Genomic DNA, 6468 nt, shown 5'->3' with positions numbered 1-6468 from the left:
CACGAACGGATAGTGCGGAAGGTCCAAGCCGATCGCGATGCCGATCGGAAAGCTCAGCAGCATCCCTCCGGTGTTCACCAGCAACCCGATGAGCACAGGGACACCCAGCAGCGTCATCCACGGTCTGCCGCGCGCTGCGGCGATGTCGGCGTCTGTGGCGGCGCGGCGGCGCTCCCATTGCCATACCAGCCACATCAGCAGCGGCGGCCACGTCAGTTCCCACATGGCGTCGGCCATTGGCCAGCCGTACCAGTACTGGAACATGTGCCTGCCCGCCAGGGTCCAATCAAGCCACTGCCACCACCCCACGTTGGGCAGCGGTCCGTTGACGACGTAGGGGGCGTCGATGAGCACGGTGAATACTCCCGCCGACACGGCGCGGGCCAGGATTGAGCGGATGCCGAACGCCTCGACGAGTTTGAATCCCAGGAACATGATGGTCGGGTAGAGCAGCAGGATGTAGAACGGCATGTCGGTCTTGTAGCCGGGGATGCTGCCGGTGGCCAGCATGACGGTGAATTCGCCCTGAATGTAGCTACGCGAGATCAGCATGCCGGTGGTGAATTCCAGGATGACACCGTAGAACAGCGCAGACAGCCACAACACGAGATATGTCGGCCGGCCGCGACGGTACTGATGGATCGCATAGACCACTGCGACGACGTTGATCAACACCATGATCGCGTCCAGGGCGTGCAGTTGCCATCCGACGTCGAACGGATTGTTGAATCTCATTGCGACACCAGCGTTTTACCCAAAACACGGTCACGCAGTCCGGAGTAGTCGGTGTCGGGGGGCGGCAACTCCGGTGAGACGGCCGGGGGGATCTTGCTGCGCCCCATGGCCGACTTCACGCCGTAGCGGGCCAGTCCGAACAGCACCCGAGGATTGCTCAACAGGTCGTAGACCGTCTCCTGCAGGTTGTAGACGCGGTCGAAGTGGGTGTGTACCTCCTCGTCTTCCCAGCAGGCTTGGGAGATGAAGTGAAACACCGGCCAAGTGCTCTTGCGCAGCAAGCGTTTCCGCGGCCCGTCGGGCAGGGCTTCGGTGCCGGAGGCGTGTGCGTATCCGGCGTCGCGGGAAAACGCCAGCGTCCATACGCCTTTGAGGAAGGCTGCCTGCTCGGCATAAAACTGTTTGGGAAAGGCGGCGCTGCACGGGTCGATGTTCTGCGAGAGCCGGCGGGTGATCACCGCCGCCATCGCCGCGCATGACATACCCTGGGCGTATATGGGGTTGAAGGCGCAGACGGCATCACCCAGCGCGATGAAGCCACGCGGTGGCGCGTCGAGACGGTCGAAGCGCCGCCAGATGTTACGCGTCGAGCGGGTGTGGTGAACGTCGCCGAGCGGCTCGGATGCGTCCAGTAGGCGGGAGAACTCGCGGGTGCGGGTCTGGCGTGCCGCGGCTTCATACGAGGCGACGTCCTTGGGCATCGACAAGCCCCAGGACCCCATAACCGCGATGTACGAGTCGTTTTCGATCGGGAACACCGAACACAGGTATTGATGAGGCTCCGGCGCATCCGGATTCGGGTGGGGAAACGTCGTCAAGAACCGGTACCACGGCAGGTCGGTGGTCGGCCACTTGTACCACCGCGAGGAGTAACTGACCTTCGCATCCAGCGTGATCTCCTCGGGCTCCTGGCCGAAGGCTTTCATCCAGGACGCGGCCTTGCTGCCCCGTCCGCCCGCATCGACGACGAAGTCGGCGGGCAGTTCGCGCATCTGACCGTCGGCATCCCGATAGGTCACTCCGGTGACGACCGGCCCGTCGGCGTCGCTATCCGAGAGCAGCCCCGCCACCCGAGTCCCCTCAATGAGGTCGATGTCGGGATCCTTGGCCACGAACTCGCGAATCGTCGTCTCCAGCATCGGCCGGGATGCGAAATACACCCGCATCATGGTCCGTGACCGCGCCGCCCACCCGTCGATGAGGCAATTGGCCGCTTGCAGGCCGGGATCGATCTCCCAGCCTCCGTTGTCCATCAGGCGCTGAGTGAAACCGGGAAATAAGCTCTCGATCGCTTCGCGACCCGCGGCGAGCAGGAAGTGGTTGTGCCAGGCCTGCGGTGTTCCACGCCTGCCCTCGGGGGTGTCGGGCAGGGCGTCGGCCTCCAAGATCGTGACCTGGGCGAACCGGTCTTGCAGGGCGCGTGCTGCGCACAATCCGGCGACGCTTCCGCCGATGACCACGGCGTGACCACGGCGTGCCATCATCCACCTCCACGTTCGGCCTGGTCACGGCGCTGCTGCCGTATCGGGACAAAACCAACAGACATGTCTGTTTTATCGCGCGGAGGCCCCCGGGGTCAAGGGGGCCGTGCCTCACTGCACGGACAAGGTGAGGTGTTCGCGGCGGCGCACCAGCATGCTGGGTATCCATCTGCCGACGTCGATGGCCGCGATGTGCTCGGTGTCGTCCAGCAGCATGCCGAGCACAATCCTGGCCTCCAGCCGGGCGAGCGCTGCACCCACGCAGAAGTGGGCTCCCTTTCCGAAGCTGATGTGCCCCTTGGCATTCGGTCGGTCGAGGCGGAACTCATTGGGCGCTTCGAAATGGTCTGGGTCGCGGTTGGCCGCGCCCCAGAGCAGCAGCAGGTGCGAGTCGGCCGGCAGCGGCACACCGGCAAGCGTGGTGTCGACGCGCACGTGGCGGTAGTGACCCCTAAACGGCGGTTCGGAGCGCAGCGTCTCCTCGAGGAAGGCTTCCAGCAGCGTGGGGTCCTCGCGCAGCTGCCGCTGCAGATCGGGGCGCTCGGCCAGGATCGAAGTGGCGTTGCCGATCAACGACGCGGTGGATTCCCCGCCGGCGCCGAACAGCGTCACCATCATCAGTTGCGCTGTCACCATGTCGAACTCCCCGGAGGCACAGGCTGTAGCGAGATCACCCAGCAGGTTGTCCCGCGGGTCGGCGGCGGCGCGCTGGAAATGGTCGAAGATGTAGCCCGACAGCTCCACGGCAGCTATCCCGGCGGATTCGAGTTGGTCGGCCGACACCACACCGTCGAGCATCTGGGTGCTGGCATAAGCCCATTGGGTGAGTTTGTCGACGTCGCTGTCCGGAACGCCGATCAGACGGGCTACCACCATCATCGGTAGCTTGTTGGCCATCGCGCTCATCCACTCGATACCGCCGTCGTGGACGCCGTCCGCCCACAGCTGCTCTGCGGTCTCGGTCGCGAAGGCTTCCATGGCCCGGATACGTCGGGCCGCAAGCTGTGGCACCAGCATTTTGCGATGCGCCGCGTGGGCCGGGTCGTCGGCGGTGGCGAGCACGTGCGTGGGCCCGCCAAGCGGATCCATGTCGAACGAGGTGACCGTGCCGTCCGGGTGATAGACCGCGGTCGCGGTCAGGTTGGACGAGAAGTCCTCGACACGACCGATCGCCTCGGTGACCGCATCCCAGGACACCGCCACGTAGAACGGCGAATCCCCGATCCGGTGCACAGGCGCCTCAGCACGCAGTCGGTCGTAAACGGGGTACGGATCCTGCAGGTTCTCGTGGCCCAAGAACTCGACCGCATCGTGAAGGACTGTCACCTCATTAGGTTGACCAGCGGGAACGCCCCCGTCAACGAGATCCGAGAAGTCGAAACGCGGTTCCATCAATGCGCGGTGGCGGTCGTCTCACACTGACGGCTCAACCTGCTCCTTCGATGAGAAGAATTGACAGACTCGTCTCAACGGTGAGATAGATTCGGTCGATGCCTTACGGCTGGAAAGGTGGCGATCCGGTGTCCCGCGATGACTGGCTGTTTGAGGAAGGCCGCAGCACCGCCGCGTCCGAACGCATCTACGCCGCCGCCGCCGAGTTGATCGCCCGCCACGGTATCGACGCGTTCAACATTGACGAGTTGGCCGCGCGGGTGCACTGTTCACGCGCCACGATCTACCGCCACGTCGGCGGCAAGTCCGCTATCCGCGACGCGGTGATGGCGCGCAGCGCGGAGCGCATCGTGGACATCGTGCGAGCGCGGGTGGATGGGCTCACCGGCGCGGAGCGGGTGCTCACCGCCGTCGAGGTGGCGCTCGCAGAGATCAGGTCGGACCCCGCGGGGCAGTTGTTCATCGAGTCCGCGCAAGGCTTCCGTGGCAGCAGCTGGCTCGGCGTGTCGCCGACGGTGACCCAGTTCGCCACCGAGCTCACCGGGCTGGCCGACAACGACCCTCAAGGCGCGAAATGGGTTGTGCGGCTGGTGTTATCGCTGTTGTTCTGGCCCGAGCCAGATGCCGCGACAGAGCATCGGATGCTGCAACGCTACGTGGCGCCGGCATTCGATGGCATCAGCTGACGGGATCGACCGCGAATCGTCCGGCGAATCCCCGCAGCGGCAGGTCCGCACTGGTGACGAGGCCCGGGGGTGCCTCGACCACAGACTTGATCGAGTTGATGGCCGGCATACCGGTCACCGTCATTCCGATCGACGCGAAGTTGTCCGGGTTGGACAGGTCGACGCCGGGCTTCGGGAAGATCATGTGCTTGTTGTAGATGCAGGGGTCGCCCTTGATCTGAGTGATGTAGCAGCCCTTGATATCCCAGCTCGGGTCGGTGTGCGGGGTCATCTGCCACTCCAGGTGTGTCTCGACCCGCGGCACCCCGTTCACCATCCCCTGGTAGCGGATGTAATTGCCGCCGAGCGAACCTTTGGGGAGCTTGTACCAGCCGAGGTCGACGTCCTTGGTGCACGCGCCCAACTCGTAGCTGAACTTCACCTCGTCGAGTTCCAGATCGAAGCAGTCGGCCATCATCAGCACGCTGTCGGCGAAAACTCGGGTGTACTTCTCCAGCTTGCCGGGAATGCTCGGGTCGTCGACGGGCAGTCCGTAGCCGACCTCGATCCAGGTGTCCTTCGAGTGGTGACACGACACGTCGACGGACTCGATGGTGGTGACGTTCTCGATCTCGGCGACGTCGGCCGAGCACACAACGCCGAGGATCTGGTTCAATCCCGGGTTCATGCCGGTGCCGTAGAACGTCGAGCCACCCTTGTCACACGCCTCGGCTAACAGCTGGGTGACCGGCTTGCCCGAGTGGTGGGGGTGGTTGCGGTCGCGATGCCAGCCGTTGATCCAGTCAGCCGTGGTGACGATATTGATACCCGCCTCAAGGACTTTCACGTAGAGGTCCTCGTCGGGAAACACACCGTGGAAGGTCACGACGTCCGGCTCGGCGGCGATGATCTCCTCGATGGTGCCGGTGGCCTTCACACCATTGGGCGCCAGGCCGGCGAGCTCACCGGCGTCCTTGCCGATCTTCTCCGCCGAATAGCAGTGCACGCCGATCAGCTCGAGGTCGGCCTGGGTTCCGATGCGCTTGATCATCTCGGAGCCGACGTTGCCGGTGGCAACCTGGAAAACCTTGATCGGTAGGTACGCGGTCATGGTCGAACCTTTCTGGTGGACTTGGTCGTCGTTTCAGGGTCACGACTGGGCGTTACTGGCGGCCAGCTCGGCGGCGCTGCCGCCCTTGCCGTCGGGGTAGAACTTGGTGGCCCACTTGCGGATTGCGGTGAAGCCCTCGTGTTCCGCGGTCGCCAGCGCGGGTGGATCGGAGTAGCGCTGGTGAGCCCAGATGTGCACGTCTTGTTTGAACTGCCGGATGACTTCGTCGCCGAACTCCCGGGCCTTCGTCTCGGCTCGCTCGGGGTTTTTTCCGGCGGCACGGCCGCTCCTGCGGCCGATGTAGACCATGAACCGGACGTCCGAGGTGCAGTCGTCGACCGGGGTGACGGCCGAGATGGTGCGGTTGTCGACCATCCCCCAGCTCTTTGTGACGGCGACGCCCAGCCCGCCGTTGATGGCCTCCACGCCGCTGTCGACGTCGTCGATGCTCTGCCCGTCGTCGCCTTCGAAGGTGATGGTGAAGTCGACGAAGGACACCGGGTCGTCGAAGTCGTGGCGGGTGAACACCGGCACGATCGGCGTGTTGTGCACGTACTTGAAGTGCGCGAAGTCGACGCCGTTCTCCAGCACGTACTGCGGGTGCAACTCCAGACCTTGCTGGAAGAACCGCTGCTGCGGGTAGTAGTCGGCGGCACTGCTGCCGTCCTCGAAGCTCGCGAAGATGTCGGGCGCCTCGAAGAACGGCTCTCGGCCCTCGATGTCGTGCCAGATGTACACAGAATCATTGCGCTCGACCACCGGGTAGGTGCGGATGCGTCGACCCCGATTCGGTCGGTCCTGATAAGGGATGCAGACATTGCGGCCCTCTTGGCTCCACTGCCAGCCGTGGAACGGGCACTGCAGCACCTCGCCGACGACCGTGCCGCCGTAGCCCAGGTGCGCCCCCAGATGCTCGCAGTAGGCGTTCATCACGGTGAGCTGGCCTGACTCCGCGCGCCAGGCGACCATGTCCTGGTCGAAGTACTTCATCTTGTGGACGTCGCCGACGCCGATCTCGCCAGACCACGCGACCTGGAACCAGCCCGTCGGCTTCATCGATAGAGGCGGTTTGGCCATTCGCCCT

At 64.5% G+C, this 6468-nt stretch carries 6 protein-coding genes; 1 reads left to right on the top strand and 5 read right to left on the bottom strand.

The features are described from left to right. From ACRDU5_RS20450 to ACRDU5_RS20440, 3 genes are all read right to left on the bottom strand, one after another. Positions 1 to 735 (bottom strand): hypothetical protein (locus ACRDU5_RS20450; RefSeq protein ID WP_526616707.1); only part of this gene is annotated, 735 nt, incomplete at its 3' end. After that, the gene (locus ACRDU5_RS20445) at positions 732 to 2216 is read right to left on the bottom strand and encodes an FAD-dependent oxidoreductase (RefSeq protein WP_526616705.1); all 1485 of its coding nucleotides are present in this window, start codon (positions 2214 to 2216) and stop codon (positions 732 to 734) included. The genes ACRDU5_RS20445 and ACRDU5_RS20450, both read right to left, overlap by 4 nt. A gap of 111 nt (positions 2217 to 2327) precedes the next feature. After that, entirely contained in the window at positions 2328 to 3542 is a 1215-nt protein-coding gene (locus ACRDU5_RS20440) for a cytochrome P450 (RefSeq protein WP_526616704.1), read from the bottom strand. 164 nt (positions 3543 to 3706) lie between these two features. On the opposite strand from ACRDU5_RS20440, the gene ACRDU5_RS20435 reads away from it, so the two are divergent. Beyond that, positions 3707 to 4294 carry a TetR/AcrR family transcriptional regulator gene (locus ACRDU5_RS20435; protein ID WP_526616703.1) on the top strand — a complete coding sequence of 196 codons (588 nt, stop codon included), beginning with the start codon at positions 3707 to 3709 and terminating at the stop codon, positions 4292 to 4294. Here ACRDU5_RS20435 and ACRDU5_RS20430 read toward each other — a convergent pair. After that, a complete protein-coding gene (locus ACRDU5_RS20430; RefSeq protein WP_526616701.1) occupies positions 4287 to 5384 on the bottom strand; it encodes an NAD(P)H-dependent amine dehydrogenase family protein in 1098 nt (365 codons plus the stop codon). The genes ACRDU5_RS20435 and ACRDU5_RS20430 overlap by 8 nt on opposite strands. A gap of 39 nt (positions 5385 to 5423) precedes the next feature. Continuing rightward, positions 5424 to 6461, bottom strand: a complete 1038-nt coding sequence (locus ACRDU5_RS20425) for a Rieske 2Fe-2S domain-containing protein (RefSeq protein WP_526616700.1) — start codon at positions 6459 to 6461, stop codon at positions 5424 to 5426. Positions 6462 to 6468 lie beyond the last annotated feature (7 nt).

Origin of the sequence: Mycobacterium sp., assembly GCF_050701515.1 — a bacterium.
Taxonomy (GTDB): Bacteria; Actinomycetota; Actinomycetes; order Mycobacteriales; family Mycobacteriaceae; genus Mycobacterium.
This window is presented reverse-complemented; position numbering and strand designations above follow the sequence as displayed.

Coding starts and splice junctions, on each gene's coding strand:
- ACRDU5_RS20445 (WP_526616705.1), bottom strand. CDS start 2,216: ATGGCACGCCGTGGTCACGCCGTGGTCATCGGCGGAAGCGTCGCCGGA.
- ACRDU5_RS20435 (WP_526616703.1), top strand. CDS start 3,707: ATGCCTTACGGCTGGAAAGGTGGCGATCCGGTGTCCCGCGATGACTGG.
- ACRDU5_RS20430 (WP_526616701.1), bottom strand. CDS start 5,384: ATGACCGCGTACCTACCGATCAAGGTTTTCCAGGTTGCCACCGGCAAC.
- ACRDU5_RS20425 (WP_526616700.1), bottom strand. CDS start 6,461: ATGGCCAAACCGCCTCTATCGATGAAGCCGACGGGCTGGTTCCAGGTC.